The 16,481-nt window shown below is 37.2% G+C and carries 10 protein-coding genes; all 10 read right to left on the reverse strand.

The annotated features are described in order from the left end of the window. Positions 1-58: 58 nt before the first annotated feature. On the reverse strand, positions 59-310 hold the full coding sequence (locus Q0910_RS01600; protein WP_299211661.1) for a hypothetical protein: 252 nt from the start codon (positions 308-310) through the stop codon (positions 59-61). Between the two features lie 516 nt (positions 311-826). After that, positions 827-4,585, reverse strand: coding sequence for an amino acid adenylation domain-containing protein (locus tag Q0910_RS01605; protein ID WP_299211664.1), 3,759 nt, complete (start codon positions 4,583-4,585; stop codon positions 827-829). Between the two features lie 775 nt (positions 4,586-5,360). Next, positions 5,361-7,448: an acylase gene (locus Q0910_RS01610; protein ID WP_299211667.1), complete on the reverse strand. Its 2,088-nt coding sequence runs from the start codon at positions 7,446-7,448 to the stop codon at positions 5,361-5,363. Positions 7,449-7,976: 528 nt separating this feature from the next. Then, the gene (locus tag Q0910_RS01615; RefSeq protein WP_299211670.1) at positions 7,977-8,171 is read right to left on the reverse strand and encodes a hypothetical protein; all 195 of its coding nucleotides are present in this window, start codon (positions 8,169-8,171) and stop codon (positions 7,977-7,979) included. Positions 8,172-8,233: 62 nt separating this feature from the next. Continuing rightward, a complete protein-coding gene (locus Q0910_RS01620; protein WP_299211673.1) occupies positions 8,234-8,806 on the reverse strand; it encodes a cysteine hydrolase family protein in 573 nt (190 codons plus the stop codon). A gap of 144 nt (positions 8,807-8,950) precedes the next feature. After that, positions 8,951-9,319 carry an endonuclease domain-containing protein gene (locus tag Q0910_RS01625; RefSeq protein ID WP_299211676.1) on the reverse strand — a complete coding sequence of 123 codons (369 nt, stop codon included), beginning with the start codon at positions 9,317-9,319 and terminating at the stop codon, positions 8,951-8,953. A 108-nt stretch (positions 9,320-9,427) separates the two neighbouring features. After that, positions 9,428-10,111, reverse strand: a complete 684-nt coding sequence (locus Q0910_RS01630; RefSeq protein WP_299211684.1) for a DUF2490 domain-containing protein — start codon at positions 10,109-10,111, stop codon at positions 9,428-9,430. Positions 10,112-10,444: 333 nt separating this feature from the next. After that, positions 10,445-12,394 carry a S9 family peptidase gene (locus Q0910_RS01635; RefSeq protein ID WP_299211687.1) on the reverse strand — a complete coding sequence of 650 codons (1,950 nt, stop codon included), beginning with the start codon at positions 12,392-12,394 and terminating at the stop codon, positions 10,445-10,447. Between the two features lie 11 nt (positions 12,395-12,405). Next, complete coding sequence (locus tag Q0910_RS01640) at positions 12,406-15,639, reverse strand: hypothetical protein (RefSeq protein ID WP_299211690.1); 3,234 nt, start codon at positions 15,637-15,639, stop codon at positions 12,406-12,408. Between the two features lie 18 nt (positions 15,640-15,657). Beyond that, positions 15,658-16,431, reverse strand: coding sequence for an MBL fold metallo-hydrolase (locus Q0910_RS01645; RefSeq protein WP_299211693.1), 774 nt, complete (start codon positions 16,429-16,431; stop codon positions 15,658-15,660). Positions 16,432-16,481: the final 50 nt, after the last annotated feature.

Consider the following 16,481-nt stretch of genomic DNA (forward strand, 5'->3'; position numbering starts at 1 on the left):
AGCTATTATTGATATCAAATTTTCTTCACGTAGGACGACAATTGTTTTCGTAATATTTTTACTTTAAATCATTAGGACTACTATCAGTTTTAAATGTAGCCCATGAATTCGATTCATCAATGAGAATCCCATCATCTTCGTCAATAAAAGACCTAAAATAATCTCTTAATTTAGTAGCTGAGGTATTTATCCTGTTAAAACACCAGGTGGATTCTAATACTTTTACAGCGTTAAAATTTTCAAGTTCATCGTAAAGCTTTTGATAATCCTTGCTTTTTCTTAAGTCGTAGGTCAAAAAATAAAGTGCCATAATGTTAATTTTAAATTGTTTTCATTTTGAATTTTTCACTAAAATAATATAAGGTAATCAACTGCAATATCTCTAGCATATCAGAAACAAAGTTACCATAGGATCCTGCGTCTTCTTTACGGAAAACCACAATCGTTGCGTTATTTTTTTATTTTGTAATAAAGGGTAAAATGGTGGGGTAAGACCTCTAAACTAAGAAATTATTCTGTAAGTTAAAAACGTGATTCATTAAAAAAATAATGGGAGTATTCCCTTTTTTAAGAGCTTATTCCTTGTGGTTGCTGATAAAATAGGGTGGAGAAGTGGTGGGGAAAATTTGTTGTTTTTTTCTTCGTTTACACTGAGCGTAGTCGAAGTGTACTTAATAAGGTCTCTCCAAAAAGAGTAAAAACATTGAAGGACTTGAGGTGAGATATGTCTTGTGTGTGTTTCTTCCATACATTATGTCTCAAGTCCCTTCTGCAAATCCTATTGCGCAAAAGACTTGAGACTAATTAACAATACTTTCGATCTACTTTATTCAGAATAAGCAGGGGTAGGGACATCCTGTAGCTGATCCACAATTCGACCAATAAGCCATATAAATGGTTCGACTTGCCCGCTTAGCAAACAGGTTCCTTTACAAATACTATGAAGCAATCCTTGTACATTAGATGACTGTAAAGCGGAAACAGCAGCCTTATTCGTAAGAAGTAACGAACAAGAAGGCACATCATCATCTGTATGAGTACCCAATGTTACGTCTCCGTCCTTAAATAAAATAGTGATTGGTTCAGCTTGCTCAGAAACACTAACGGATATGGCGAGATTTGGGGTTAGTGCAGATACTCCAATAATCGATTTTTTTAGATAGTCTATGAATGCACTGGCCCATACCACGACATCAGTATGTGTCATGTTTGGATCACCTGTTTCATCATGCGTCGCAGCGATTTGCTCATCTACTTCACGTTCTGCTTCGATGAGAGCTTCTAGCGTTTTGTCTACGTCTTCATAGGTATGAGCGGCCGAGCAGATGAGTCTTAAACGACCTCGTCCGCTCTCCACAATTGGATAGGTCACTGCAGATGTTTGAATCCCACGTTGATATAAACTCTGTACTATTGCGTAAAGTTTATCCTTATCGCCAAAATGAGGAGTGACGATAGGACCGTCTCCAGTTCCTAGATCATATCCTGCATCTTCGAATTGCTGGCGCATGTAGCGAGTTGTATCCCATAATCGCTCGCGTAATGCGTCATCAGAACGCAGGCGTCGTAATGAAGTGAGTGCTGCTGCCATATCCGCTGGGCTAATCGAAGCCTGAAAGATATATGCTCTGGAAGAGGATTTCATAAGGTTAACATGCGCTTGACTAGCTGCAACAACTCCACCAAGACTACCTAAGGCTTTGCTGAGTGTTGTCATGATGAAATCTACCTCTTCAGTAACACCTTGAGCAGCGCAAATACCAGCTCCACCTTTTCCATAAAAACCAAAAGAATGCGCTTCGTCTACTAGAACGAGTGCATTATATTTTTTTGCTGTGCGTACGATTTTTGCAACCGGTGCAGCACCTTCGCCCATACTATATACACCTTCTAGAACCACTAGAATAGTACGGTATGGTGACACTTCTGACGCTAGGACAGCCTCCAAATCAGATGCATCATTGTGTTTGAACGTTCTAATAGTCGCACCGCATAGACGAGCGCCATCAACAATGGATGCGTGACAGAGCTGATCGATAACGACAACATCGTTTTTACCTAAAATCCCTGCAATCGCTCCGACATTTGCTGTGTATCCTGTCGGAAACAGACAAGCGCTGGGCTTTCCTACTAAATCAGCAAATTCTGTTTCGAACTCCAGATGTTGATCGGTCATACCTGACGCAGCAGCAGAGGTGCCCATTCCGGTTCCAAAACGCGCTAAGGCAGTAGAAGCTTCTTCAATGACTTTCTGGTCGCGGTTTAATCCAAGATATAGATTGGTTGTCCATATAATCGCTTCCTGTTCTTCATCATTGTAGGCATCACCAACTAAGCCTTTTGTCGCGCTTCCCGTTCGTAACACTTTACTATAAGGGTTTCTGCGATCGTTATTCACCATGCGCAAGACTTCTTGAACCAGTTTGCTCTTATCAGTGACACTCCATGCAGTTGCTTTTGCAGCCTGAAACGTTGGATGGCTGGACTGAAGATGTGTTTGGAAGCTAGCAAGTGTATCTGTAGCTGCACTAGGCAGTTTATCTGTAGCGCGTGTATCGGAGCTACTTCCCATCATATCCATAATATAATTGACCAATCCATTTGGGGTGGAGTGTTCAAAGATCGCATTAGCAGACAATTCTCGACCCAATAATTTAGTGAGTCGACAACTGAACTCCAATGTAGTTAGTGAGTCGAGGCCAAGACTATCGAATGAATGGTCTGGCAACACATATGCTATATCACTTAAGTTAAGAAGAGAAGCTACCTCACTCTGAATAATCGACAATAGTGCTGCTTGCTGTTCATTGCTTGAGCCTATCAAACGTTGTATGAGAATGTTGGTGCTATTGACTGCTTCAGCACTTGGAGGTATTGCAACTGCACTTTTTTCAAAATATACTTCCTCTTCCAGGCTCATGAGCTTCTTGCGATCGAGTTTGTCATTTGGTAAAAGAGGTAGTACCTTGAGGTGTTTCACAACTTGAGGAACCATATACTTTGGTAGTCGTTGTGATAAATAAGACTTGACGCTAGCCTCCGTTACTGCTTCATTTCGGCTTACCACATAGACTACCAGTATTTTTTGACCAGCACCACCATCCACGGCTGCAGCTGCAGCTGCGTCAACACCTTGCATCGACTCAAGTGTAGACTCAATTTCTTCAAGTTCAATTCGAAAACCCCTGATTTTTACTTGTTGGTCGACTCGACCAAGAAACTCAATCTCTCCATTTTCTGTCCAGCAACACAAATCACCGGTTTTGTACAACCGATTATCAGGAATCAGGTCACTAGGTTTCATCTCGATAAAACGCTCTTTGGTCAGCGCCTGATCATATAAGTAACCACGCGCAAGCTTGTTTCCTGCTAGATACAGTTCTCCAGCTACTCCATTAGAAACAGGCTGAAAAGCATCATCCAAAATATATGCACGCGAGTTTGGTACAGACTTACCAATCGTAATAACTTTAGTACCAGAAGGGATTTCGGCAATGGTCGAATAAACAGTATCTTCGGTAGGACCATATGCGTTTAGTACTCTCAGACCCGGTTTTTGTGCATAGACTTGTTCGACCAGTGAGCGTTTGAGCGCTTCACCTCCAAAAACTAGACATTGTATCCCTTCAGGTAATTTTTCTATAGATATCAATGCTTGCACCGCTGATGCAACCATTACACATGTTCTCACCTGATCTACTGCAGGAAGTTTGGTAAGTTCAAGGGCGTTTTTTGCTAATATTACTGTGCCGCCCAAAGACAAAGTTCCCATAATTTCCATCACTGAAGTATCGAAACATACAGAGGCACCGGCAAATACACCTTTCAGTTCTTGGTCACTAAATTTCTCACGCATGGATTGGCTCATGGCCACAACACTACGGTGCTCAACAGCAACTCCTTTTGGTTGTCCCGTTGACCCAGAGGTATAGACGACATATGCCAAATCTTTTGCGGATGTTCGTATAGCGTTATCCGTATGATCGCCCAATGTATTAGTCCACACTAGCTCACGCACTCCGCTGCATAGTTTTGCAGCGTTATCATTATCCACGATAGCCGCCACAGCAAGAGAATGCTCTAACATATATCGAATTCGATCTTGTGGATATTCGGGATCCAATGGCACATATGCACATCCCGCTTGCATTACACCAATTAGAGCAGCAACCAGTTCCCAAGAGCGGTTCATACATACGCCAACCAGAGATCCTGGTTCTACCTCTCGAATTTTTAGTTCTCCGGCAACCTCACTAGCTCGTTTCAAGAGCGTCTTATAATCAATCTTGGTTTTACCATCAATAATTGCCACACGTTTTGGATATTCTAACATTTGCTTGGCAATCAGTCCACAAATTGTTGTTTCCAAATCGTTGCCAATTTTTTGAGCTAGCTCTTTCTCCATTAGTTTTTGCAAATCTTGGGCATCCATCCCAATGATTTCTTCTGCATCCTTCACTCCAGCTGCATGTAACATGAGCTGTCGATTGTTAGCAATTTCACGCTTGCTCGATCCTGAATTAAAACGGTCTAATTTATCCTTATTGGTTAATAGCTCGTTAAAAAACTTAGTTAATTTATCCATTTATTTCTTCTTTTTTATAAAAGTATAGGAAGCATAGATATGTTGAATAAAAAGGAAGTATACAATAAGTAGACCTGGAGAAATAAGCTGTTAAAAAAAAGTGCACAAGAAGTGGACAGAAAACTGTATATTGTTGCTAATAAGGTTTTTGAATTTAATTTTATTTTGTAATATTGAATAATTTAAATTACACTTTTAGTGCTGTTTTGAGCTAAATTATGAGATAAAACTATTTCATATAAGAAATAGTTTAGTATTGAAAAAATGAAAGTGTTTGGACTTTTGCAAATCAAAATTTTATTTCCATTTTTTTTGAACTATCAGTAGAGCTCGATCCTACTTATTTTACATACAATCTAGATCCTTGTAAACATTAAGAAAATAAGATAGGGAAGTCGTAGAAAAATTATTTTTATGGTTAAAACATTCGGACAGACGAATTGAAATTTTGAGAAATCAGGTTTTCATTTGATCAATTTATTTAATCTAGTTTTTCAATCTCGAATCATCCAAACCAAAGAGATATGGGAATTCATATCACACTTCTTCATATGATTGCGGATTCGTCCAATAGTTTATTCTTAGTTTGTTCAAAGAGATGGAACGACCTGTTGGAAAGAATAACTACAGGAACACACCTAAGAATTTCTAATACCCGTTTTTAAGGATATTGAAACTCTATCTCTACTTCGACTAAGCTCAGCACTAGTCTCAATTGGTAAACTTTATGTTTGACGACAACAAAGAATTACTGATAACTAGTATAAGCCGCTTATTACTTTTTTTCTCGAAATCCATTTTCAGTAATTACCTCAATTCGTGAAGTATTTGATTTTACTTCAGCTTTTGTAAACCAGGCATCACGCAGTTCTTTTTTAGAAAATAACTCCAACTGATCTCCGAAATGTGGAGAATCTTTTTGCGTTGCGTTACCATAAGAAAGTAACACTTTTGCTTTTACGGCATCACCAAACTCAATAACACCAACCCAGGAATCACCACCCCCTACAAACATGTTGTCATCAGTAGCATGACCCGGCCAGGCAACACGAAATACGCCCATAGATCCATCAGAGCCGTTTGCTGGTAAATTTTTGCCATTGTAGTTTATTCTATAATAGGTTCCCCAGGCGATGTCTAAGCTTCCAAACTTAGCTTCTAACTCTTGTACGGTTTTTTCTAATAATTGAACCGCACGGTCGGGATCTGCGATACCATCTGGTGTGGTGTTGGGTTTCTCTATATTCCATTTTTCTTTGTAGTTGGTATTGTTCCAGGTATTAAATTTTTGTGCCCAAGCATAAAATAAAAGCATACCCTTGCTATCTGCATCTGCGGTTCTGTCCCAATTTTCTAAAACGACTTTAGCCCTTTTAGCTAATTCGGAATCAGAGGAATCTATCGCTATAAATAAATCATCTAAAATCCTATCTGCAAATTCTAAACGGGTAGACAATTTGTAATCAACCAATTCATCAAAAGTTATGGATTCATCTTCGATAAGCATTCTTGCAGAACGTTGAGGTCTAAAGCTCATACTTTGTGGAGACATGTATCCAGGAAAATCATCTGGGTTCAAAGACATGGGAATGGTACTTGTCCACGGTGGATCATTGGCATTTTGCAGCCAACCGTTTACAGGGTTTTTAACTTTTGGTAAATCAACATACTCATGAACTTCGGTCCATATATCAGCAGATTTTCCGCCGGGGATTATACGATCCCAATACCCCCAAGCATCTTCAGTTCGCTTGGGTACTAAACCATTGAATAGATAGAAAATATCTCCTGATTTATCGGCATACATCACATTCCAAAAAGGAATTTGTGCCATTTTTAAAGCAGATTCAAATTCATTGAAGTTATTACTATTGATCATTCGCCACCACTGTAATAGCATATTGGGTCTATCTAAACCTACCATACGTAAGGTTAAAACTTTATTTTCGGTTTTATTGACTACAGGACCATGAATCGTTTTTAGTATCGGAATTTCTTCATCAATCATTTTACCATCTTTAAGTTTTATCTTAATTGTTTTCGGCGAAGTTTCAAACGCTTTCTGCTCACCGTCTAATACATAGCCTTCGCCTTTGAGGTCTAATTCATAAGTGTCGGCATTATCTATGGTATTATTCGTATGAGTCCAGCCAAGATTTTTATTAAAACCAATGGCAATTCCAGGAAAACCTACCAGCGTTGCACCGTACATGTTTTTGTCTTTTAAATTTAAATGAGACTCAAAAAACAAAAATTCTTGCCACCAGGGCAAATGAGGATTTTGAACCAACATTGCATTCCCAGAAGCGGAACGACTAGGTGCTATAGCATAAGCATTGGAACCCATATCAGGCCATTGCTGGACACGGCCTAAATCGTTTCCCGCAATGAAACGTGTAAAAATGACATACATACTGTGCATATTCACGTCTTTTGTGGTTAAAGGTAAAACCACTTTATTCTTTTCATCAATCGCCTCAGGATGTGATGCTGCGTACGCATTCATTCCGTTTATAAAAGATTCGTATATGATTTTTAGTTCGGGGTCTTGACTTTTTTCCCAATCATCTGCTAATTGATCAAAACCCAAGGTGTGAATTAGCCTATCATTACCAAATTGCTCTTGCCCCCAGTATTCTGCTCCTTTTCCTCTAGCACTTCCATAAAGTTTTAAAACAAGATTTGCGTGATTATGCATTTGGGCCCATCCTTGAGCATAGAACAGTTCTTCCACAGTGTCGGCTGTAATATGGGGAACACCCCAGGTATCCCAAGCAATTTGGGTTGCGGTTTTTTCTACCTGAGCGCAAGCGCTGGTTAAAAAAGAAACCAGGATCAGCGTAAAGAAAAGTTTAGTTTTCATATTTTTCAATTAGATGTTTATTATTAGTACCTTAAATAAGTTTAATACGGGGATGTAGTTATCTACAGCACCATATTTTTAATAAAACATACATAGAATTTATACAAGATGCTATGGTTTCTTATGGAAAACTACAACGGTTTGTTCGTATGTTGTTTTAAAAAAAGTAAATAATTTGGGGAAATGCATCTAAGCTAAACATTTATTCTGTAAATATTAGTTCGATATAAGGATTTGGTTTAAAAAAGCCGTCAAATAGAGCGATTTTTCATAGTGACCTCTCGACTAGGCTCTAGGTGACAGGCATGTCGAGACGGATTGGATTAAAAAGTTCTCGATAAACTTTTCACTATGGTCAAAGTACTCCTGACGGGATGAGATACGCCGGCAGTTTTTGTTGTTTTTTGTCATTCCAGTGTAGACTGGAATCCACCGTGTGCTTTTTGCTATGATTTTGGATTCCGCTATGCAGCGGAATGACAATAACGGGAAGGGCTTAGATTGAAAGTTCCCAAGAGTAGACTCAATTTAAGGTTCTTTAGTTGGAGTAGGTCTTTTTCCAGATCCCCATACAACATATAAGAAAACCAATATGAAAATAACTACTTCAGATATTGTCAATCCATTTCCAAAAATGTATGAAATTCCAACATATAGTACAGTCAAAATAGCAACGGTTCTTAAAGTCCAGTTATTCCTTAAAATTTCGAATATTTTGTTCATTTTATCTATGTTGCTTTTATCAATTTGGTCAATCTAGTTAATTAGTTTTCTAAACAAATAATTTAACCAAAAACATTCAGCATTTCTTCTGTCTGTACAATCGTAGCAAACTCATCCTTAAGATTCGCAATTTCTATATCATGAACTATTTGTGCATCATATCGCCGACCGTTGGCACCGATTTTATCAAAAGCTGCTACACCATCTTCAATCAAAAACACATTAAATCCATAGTTAGATGCCATTCTGGTACTGGTAGATACACAATGTTCTGTGGTAAGTCCTACTACGACTACATTTTGGATACCAGCATCTTCTAATTGTGCTTTTAGATCTGTGCCGATAAAAGCGCTGTTTACATCTTTTTCGATCACAGGTTCGTTGGGTTCCGGTACAATAAAATCCTGGAAGTCATTGCCAGGTTTTCCTTTGGCTAAAGGGGATTCCGGATTGGTGGAGCAGTGTTTTACATGATAAATTGGTAAGGCTTCTATTCTCCATTTTTTTAGTAAGGCCTCTATGTTTTTTTCTGCTTGTGGATTATTTCGTTCGGTACCGTAATATCCAGGACTGTTGATGCCTTTTTGCACATCTATTAGCAAGAGTGCCGGATTGTCTTTTTTGGTCAATGTCATTGTTTACTTTTTTTATAAGCTCCCTTCTTTTTTAAAGAAGGGAATGAATCCGCCCAAGGCGGAGAAAGGGGAGTTAAACCCTCCGTCTCAAACTGCGTTTGAGCCACCTCCCTTTATTTAAAAGGGAGGAACTTTTTTTTAAATTTATGTTTTAAAATTATCTTTTATTTCTGCTAAAACATATGGTAAATGATCGAAAATCATTTTGTTTTCAAATCTTATTACGTTAAATCTTAGCTCATTCAGTCGTTTTGTTCTTATTTCATCTTTTTCCTGAGCTTGGGGTGTATTGTGAATTTCACCGTCTAGTTCTATAACTAGCTTTTCTGATGCACAATAAAAATCCACTATATAATACTCAATACTATGCTGCCTCTGAAAACGTTTCCCTTCTAGTTTCCTAGCTTTTAATTCTTTCCAAAGAAAAACTTCTGCAGGAGTACTATTTTTTCTTAGTGTCCTTCTAAACTCTTGGAGCTCTTTTTTAGAATGAATTTGTTTTTTATTTAGCACGGTTTCTTTTTTAAAAGGAAGGCAGATTTCGAACTTTGGGTAATCATAGAAAGTTCGGAAACTTTTACCGGTACATTTCGACTACGCTCAATGTACCGGTGAAATTATTTATTCTTTCTTCCTAAAGTCGGTATTATAGATGATACCTAACTGTAATCGGTCAAAATTTGCTCCAGTAAAATGATTTTTTAGATACCCTAATTGAATACTAAAATTAGATTGTACGTTATACCCAACAGCTCCATACAATCGATTCTGACCAAAAATAGGTTCTTGTAGATTGATAAACACTTCGTCATACACATTCAGGAACCATGTATCATTAAAAGGGTAGGTGAGTTGTAATCGATATCGTGCGCGATGTTCTGTAAAATCATCAAACTGAGTGCTGATAAAACGTTGTTCTAACCGATATCGATGCTCAAACTTTACTTTCCCTACTTCGTTTTTAAGTATAAACTGCTCAAATATTCTGTGTTCATTGCTGTTTTCTTCATCCGTGATATCCGCAAAAGTTCCATCGGTATTAATATATCCATATCCAATAGTAGCAATTGCATTATCTGTGAGATGATAATTTAAACCAGTACGCAGTAATAGTTGATTAAACGTACCTACAACCTCATAGAATCTAAACTGCGCTTCAGAATGAATACTCAGTTTATCTGTTATTCGATTGGTTCCAAAATACATATACCAAGCACCCCATTCATCTTCTCCGGTTTCTTGGGCTTTGGTGTTTGTTATAGTAATAATTGTTAGTATTGCTGTAAGTACAATGATTTTTCTCATCTATTTGTTTTATTGTTTTTTATCGATATACCTGAAATTAAAGACAGGCAGGTGAAATTTGCCAATTGTCTTTCTGAGGACATCATCCATGGTATTATGGTTCATTTTCCCTCTTGAGAGTGATGGCATTTCAACAAATTTATATTTTGTTAGAGATTCTTAGGTGTGTTAAGTAGTAATTTTATCACTCAGACAGACATACCTCTAACCCCTCCGGAGAGGGGAGTGTTTTTACTTAAATAATTCATTATTTTTATTCAAGTTAGCATATCGAATTGGCGCTTTTTCCGATTAACGTTCCTAGATGCACAACGGGTATGATAACGCTTTGTTTTACGATTCAGGATCTACTGTTTTTACTTCTGATTTCCCATCATTAATCACATCGGATCCAGGCTCTTTTAGGTATTTATCCAAGAATTTTAGAATTCTTCCATAAGCTTCAATCTGATTTTCTTTTTTTACAAAACCATGTCCTTCATCTTCGAATAACACATATTCTACAGGAACCCCATTTTTCTTTACTCCTGCTACAATTTCATCAGATTCTACTTTTAATACTCTTGGATCTTTCGCTCCTTGTAATACAATCAATGGTTTTGTTACTTTTTCTGTATGGAATAAAGGAGAGATTTGACGTAATCTTACAGAATCTGCAGTATTAGGATCACCCATTTCTGTATATAAAGCTTCTTTAAAAGATTCCCACCACGGCGGAATACTTTTTAATGTTCGTAACCAGTTAGTTACTCCAAAGATATTTACTCCTACTTTAAATTCCTCTGGTGTATACGTAAGAGCTGCCATGGTCATATAGCCTCCATAAGAACCACCAATAATTCCGATTTTATTAGCATCGATAATATCTTGTTGTGCTAACCAATCTTTTCCTGCTACGCAATCTTTTAGATCTTTATCTCCGTGGTTTTGATCGTCCATTTTGTAGAACGTTTTTCCGTAACCACTACTTCCTCTATTATTGACAGCTAAGATTGCATATCCGTGGTTCACATAATATTGAATTTGTGAACTAAAACCTTGTCTGGATTGTCCTCCAGGACCCCCATGTACCCAAACCAAGGCTGGTACTTTGTTGTCTGCTGTTGCTTGTTTTGGTTTATAATAAATTGCTGGAATTTCTAATCCATCAAAGGATTTAAAGCGAACCACTTCTGAAGCTACCAGATGGTCTTCATTGATATCTTTATTGAGTACATCTGTAAGTTGATGATATTCTTTTGAAGCTAAATCATAAGCATATACATTTCTTGGAGTACTTGATCCCGAAACATTTAAGAATGCCATAGACTCATCTCTAGAAAAACGCGCACTAGAGATTTCTTTATTTTCGAATGAAGGAAATTCTACTGCTTTCCCAGTAGCGACTTCTTTTACATCCATTACAGTTTTAGCATCTTCATTGGTAAACATCACCTTATATTTTCCATTTCTGGTAAAATAAAATGAATTGATGTCCCAGTTTTTTTCGGCTACTTTTTCTTTTGCTCCATCTGTAAGATTGTATTTCATTAAATAACTAAACTCTGCACTGTCATCAGTAGTATAATAGAATGAGGTATTATCTGGAGAAAAATCCTGAGGTCTATTACTACTTGTATTCTCATTGATTTTAGTTTTTTCTTTAGTCTCCGTATTCATGATATACAGATCGATATCATTGGTAGTGATTGCTTTAGTAAGGGCAATATATTTTCTGTCTTCGGACATTCCGCCAAAATCCATTCCGTCATTGTTCTGATAGATCATTTTAGAGGAGAAATCAGCAATATTCATTTCATAATGATCCATATACTTAGGATCTCTTTCATTACTACCATAGAAGAAGCTTTTACCATCCTTGGACCAACCTCTAAATAATGCTCTTACATTTTTCTCTGGAGTTAGGCGTGTGATACCTGAACTATCTTTTAGGAAAATCTTAAATATTTCATCTCCATTACCATCCATTCTAAATAGTATCCTATCATCCTCTGGGAAATATGAAATTCCAAAAACAGAAGAACTATCTGATTTTGTAACCGGAATCAATTCTCCACCTTTAACCGAAGTCGTATACATATTATAGATACCAGAACGGTTACTAGTCATCAGCACTTTGGACTTATCGTTAGAAAATCCATTGGCAAATGCATTTTCATTATCCATAAATTGCTCAATTGAGTACTCTTCAATTGTAACAGCTTGCGCTACCTCTTCTTTCTTTTCTTTTTTACAGGAGTGGAGTAGTAGTACTCCTAGTCCTAAAATGATCAGTTTTTTCATGTGTGAAAGTTTTATTTGATAGTGAATGTTTTGACTTCTTTAAAAGGAGAAGTTTCTAGTTTCTCTATAGATTCCTGATAAGGTTTCCAATCATTTGTAAAGAAGGCATTTGTTTTTTCTAATGCATCCATTAGCGCATCTTTAGCATGTTTTATCAAGGTTTTCTCCGTAGTAGTCAACCCATTCTGTCTGCTGCCTGTATACCAACCAGCGGTTCCTAGACGCTGCATTACCGTTACTTCAGGATTACGAGTGATTCCTTGTCTTTTGTCCTCTTTTCCTAAATACATAGCAACGGTAGAATCAATCTTTTTGATAATATTTTTAGAGGCTTTGATCTGATCTTTAAATTTCTTTTTGTCCAGTTTTTTCAATTCTTTCTGATATTTTGAAGCTACTTCTTTACTTTCTACCAACTGTTTCACAGCATCCGCAGCAGCTTGTTCCATAGCTTCCAGGTTTTTAGAAGCGGCGTATACTTCATTGATATTTTGCTGAGAAACTTGTAATCTAGGATCCGATTTTACCTGTATACTGGTTTCGGATTTCTGATCTCCATATTCCATCACCACTTTATAGGTTCCTGGCTTTACATCAATGCCGCCTGGTTCTGCTTTACGTTTCTGAATCTCTCTAGAAGGTCTATCAACACCTTTCTCATCCATAAACCAGCTTATTTTATGAATTCCGGTAGAGTCGGGAGTTTTTTGCTTTAATGTCCTGATCAATCGATCACCATCATATACTTTTAGATGGATAGAATCCCATTTCACTTTCGTTTCTTCTTTTTCATCGTCTGCAGTATCATCTTCATCTTCATCATTTTCTTTGTCCGTTTCTTTACTGTCTTCCTCCTTTTTAGACGCTTCTTTTTGCGCCACGGTTACAAAATAAGAGATATGAGCTCCAAAATCACGATTTTCGCCATTAAATAAAGCATCTCCACCGAAACGACTTCCCGTAGGTTGTTGATAAGCAGCCTGATATCCAATAGGAGGATCAAATACTTTTAATTTTTGGCTTAAGATACTTTTGTCTTTTGCTAAAGCACGTAACGGTCTTATATTATCTAATACCCAAGCAGCTCTACCAAAGGTTCCTATAACCAAATCATGTTCTCTGGGTTGGATCACTAAATCTTTTACGGAAACTGTAGGGAAACCTGATGTCCATTTCGTCCATTTGTTTCCGGCATCCAGGGAAATATATAATCCGTCATCGGTTCCTAAGAACAGTAAATTTTTCTCAATAGGATCTTCTACGATACTCAATGCATAGCTTTTTACATGAGTACCATCTACAATGCGTTGCCATGTTTTACCATAGTCAATCGTTCTATATGCGTATGGTGTATAATTAAATCTTCTGTAATCATTAGCTACCAATAGTGCTTCTCCTTTTTTCTTATTAGAAGCTTTGATCTGTACAATCCAACTACCAGCTGGTAATCCTTTAATGTTTTTAGAAACGTCTGTCCAGTTAGCTCCTCCGTTTTGAGTAATATGAACTCGTCCATCATCTGTTGCCGCCCAAAGCATATTTTGCTCTAAAGAAGAAGGTTCTATCACTAAAACTGTACAATGATTTTCTGCTCCGGTAGCATCCATGGTTAGACCACCACTTTCTGCTTGTTTTAGTTTTTCGGGATCATTAGTAGATAAATCTGCAGAGATAATCTCCCAGGTTAACCCTTTGTCTTTACTTTTATGTACAAACTGACTTCCAAAATACAGCGTATTGTTATCAAAAGGATCAATATTGATAGCAGCATTCCAGTTAAAACGTAATTTTATTTCTGGATCGGGATGTGTAGGTCTCACTGTGTAGTTATTACCTGTCATCCAATCATAACGACTTACAAATCCTTGCTGACTCATAGACCATCCATATCTAGAGTCGTCTTTATCTGGTACTACATCGAATCCATCTCCAAAAGAAATTTCTTGCCAGTATGAATTTCGGATTCCCTGAGCTTTCCAAACATACGCAGGTCCGCGCCAGCTACCATTATCCTGCATGCCTCCATATACATTGTATGGAAACTCATTATCCACATTAATATGATAAAACTGCGCTACAGGTAAGTTTCCGATAAATCTCCAGGTTTTTCCTCCATCACGTGTGATATTCAGTCCACCATCATTACCATCGATCATAAAATTACCATCCTGGGGATGTATCCACCAAGCATGATGATCTGGGTGGACTCCATTATCTACACCATAGGCTGGCATTAGTTGTTTAAAGTTTTTACCGCCATCTTCGGATACATTTACATAGGTAAATACAGAATAGACTCTGTTTTCATTCTGTGGATCTACATAAATTTCTGAATAATAGAATGGACGATTACCAATATCATTTTTATCATTTATTTTTTTCCAGTTAAATCCTCCATCTTCTGATTTATAGAGTGCATTTTTTTTGGCTTCAATTAGAGCGTAGACGATATTTGGTTTATTTCTGGAAATAGCAACTCCAATACGTCCTAAATCTCCTTTGGGCAATCCATCTTTATCAGTGCGTTCTTTCCAGGTTTTTCCACCATCGTGTGTAATATATAGTCCAGAACCTTCACCTCCAGATTTAAAAAACCACGGATCACGTTTATGTTCCCATAAAGCGGCAATCAATTTATTAGGATTAGAAGGATCCATAATCAGATCAGCTGCACCGGTTTTGTTATTCGCAAAAAGTATTTTATTCCATGTTTCTCCGCCATCTGTAGTTTTAAAAATACCTCTTTCTGGATGTTCTCCCCAAGGCGAACCTATCGCAGCGACGTATACAGTATTTGGATCAGTAGGATCCACAATTACTCTGTGGATATGACGGGTTTTTTCTAAGCCCATCAGTTTCCAATTTTTGCCGCCATCCAGTGATTTGTATATCCCGTATCCTCCATTAAGACTGTTTCTGGGGTTACCTTCTCCGGTTCCCACCCAAATTACAGAAGGATTAGATTGTTGGATTGCTACCGCTCCGATGGAAGCAGTCACTTGTTTATCAAAAACAGGCTCCCATTTAATTCCGCCAGAAGTAGATTTCCACAGTCCTCCAGAAGCTGTTCCTGCGTACATAATATCTGGATCGGAAGTAACCACATCTATAGAAGTTACACGACCACTCATTCCTCCGGGGCCGATATTACGTGGATTTATTTTTTTTACATAATCCATCGAAAATTCCTGAGCAGAAATTCCTGAAACCAGGATAAGGGATATTAGAAATAGTAATCTTTTCATGTTGTAATAGTGAGTTAATTATAGTTGTATTTGCTGTTCTAGTATTGTTAAGAAATGTATGTCAGGATATTCTTTCTTCATGTCCTGCAATTCTTGTTGTTTTATTCTTGGAGATATATGTGTTGCGATAATTTGTTTAGGATTGATATGCTTCTTAATTTGTTGGGATGCGTTATTTTCTAAAAGCATCCAATAAGGCAGAATGGCAATATCTATGTTCTCATTGATCAGATCCAATTGATTAAATAGATTGATCTCCTCCATCCAATTCGTATCTCCAACATGTAGAATTCTGTGCGTACCTAAATCGACGATGTATCCTACATTCTCTACAGCAGTATGTCTTTTTTCGACGTGATTTATTTTTAGTCCAGTAATTTTAAAATCTTTAATTGTAATCGTTTGCTTGCTGTAATTAGTTGTAGCTATGGTAAACAATCTATCTTCAGAGGTTTTAATTTCTTCGGTGATTTGATTGGATCCAAACAAAACGGAATTTTTGTTAGATGCTAGATACTCATTGGCTAAGGATGCACTAAAATGATCTCCGTGATTATGTGTAAACAGAATAGCATCTGGTTGTAATTGCTTACGTATCTTATATATTAAAGAAGTAGTTGGAAAAAGATAATCCTCGCCGTACTTTATATGTAGGCCATCAATTAATACAGAAGAATCTTCATTTGATATATAAACACCCATGTTTCCTGTGTAGATTAATGATAATTTCTTTTGGGAAAAGCCAGAAATACCTATAGAAATGAGCGTTAAAAGGAAAAATCTTTTTAACATTTTTTGATTGATTACCTAATTGTGAGCTTAAAGTTAAGAAAATGAAAATG

The sequence above is a fragment of the uncultured Aquimarina sp. genome (genome assembly GCF_947495315.1).
Lineage (GTDB): Bacteria > Bacteroidota > Bacteroidia > Flavobacteriales > Flavobacteriaceae > Aquimarina.

Bases quoted from the DNA above. Each gene is read 5' to 3' on its own strand.
- Q0910_RS01600 (WP_299211661.1), bottom strand. From the start codon at position 310: ATGGCACTTTATTTTTTGACCTACGACTTAAGAAAAAGCAAGGATTAT.
- Q0910_RS01605 (WP_299211664.1), bottom strand. From the start codon at position 4,585: ATGGATAAATTAACTAAGTTTTTTAACGAGCTATTAACCAATAAGGAT.
- Q0910_RS01610 (WP_299211667.1), bottom strand. From the start codon at position 7,448: ATGAAAACTAAACTTTTCTTTACGCTGATCCTGGTTTCTTTTTTAACC.
- Q0910_RS01615 (WP_299211670.1), bottom strand. From the start codon at position 8,171: ATGAACAAAATATTCGAAATTTTAAGGAATAACTGGACTTTAAGAACC.
- Q0910_RS01620 (WP_299211673.1), bottom strand. From the start codon at position 8,806: ATGACATTGACCAAAAAAGACAATCCGGCACTCTTGCTAATAGATGTG.
- Q0910_RS01630 (WP_299211684.1), bottom strand. From the start codon at position 10,111: ATGAGAAAAATCATTGTACTTACAGCAATACTAACAATTATTACTATA.
- Q0910_RS01635 (WP_299211687.1), bottom strand. From the start codon at position 12,394: ATGAAAAAACTGATCATTTTAGGACTAGGAGTACTACTACTCCACTCC.
- Q0910_RS01640 (WP_299211690.1), bottom strand. From the start codon at position 15,639: ATGAAAAGATTACTATTTCTAATATCCCTTATCCTGGTTTCAGGAATT.
- Q0910_RS01645 (WP_299211693.1), bottom strand. From the start codon at position 16,431: ATGTTAAAAAGATTTTTCCTTTTAACGCTCATTTCTATAGGTATTTCT.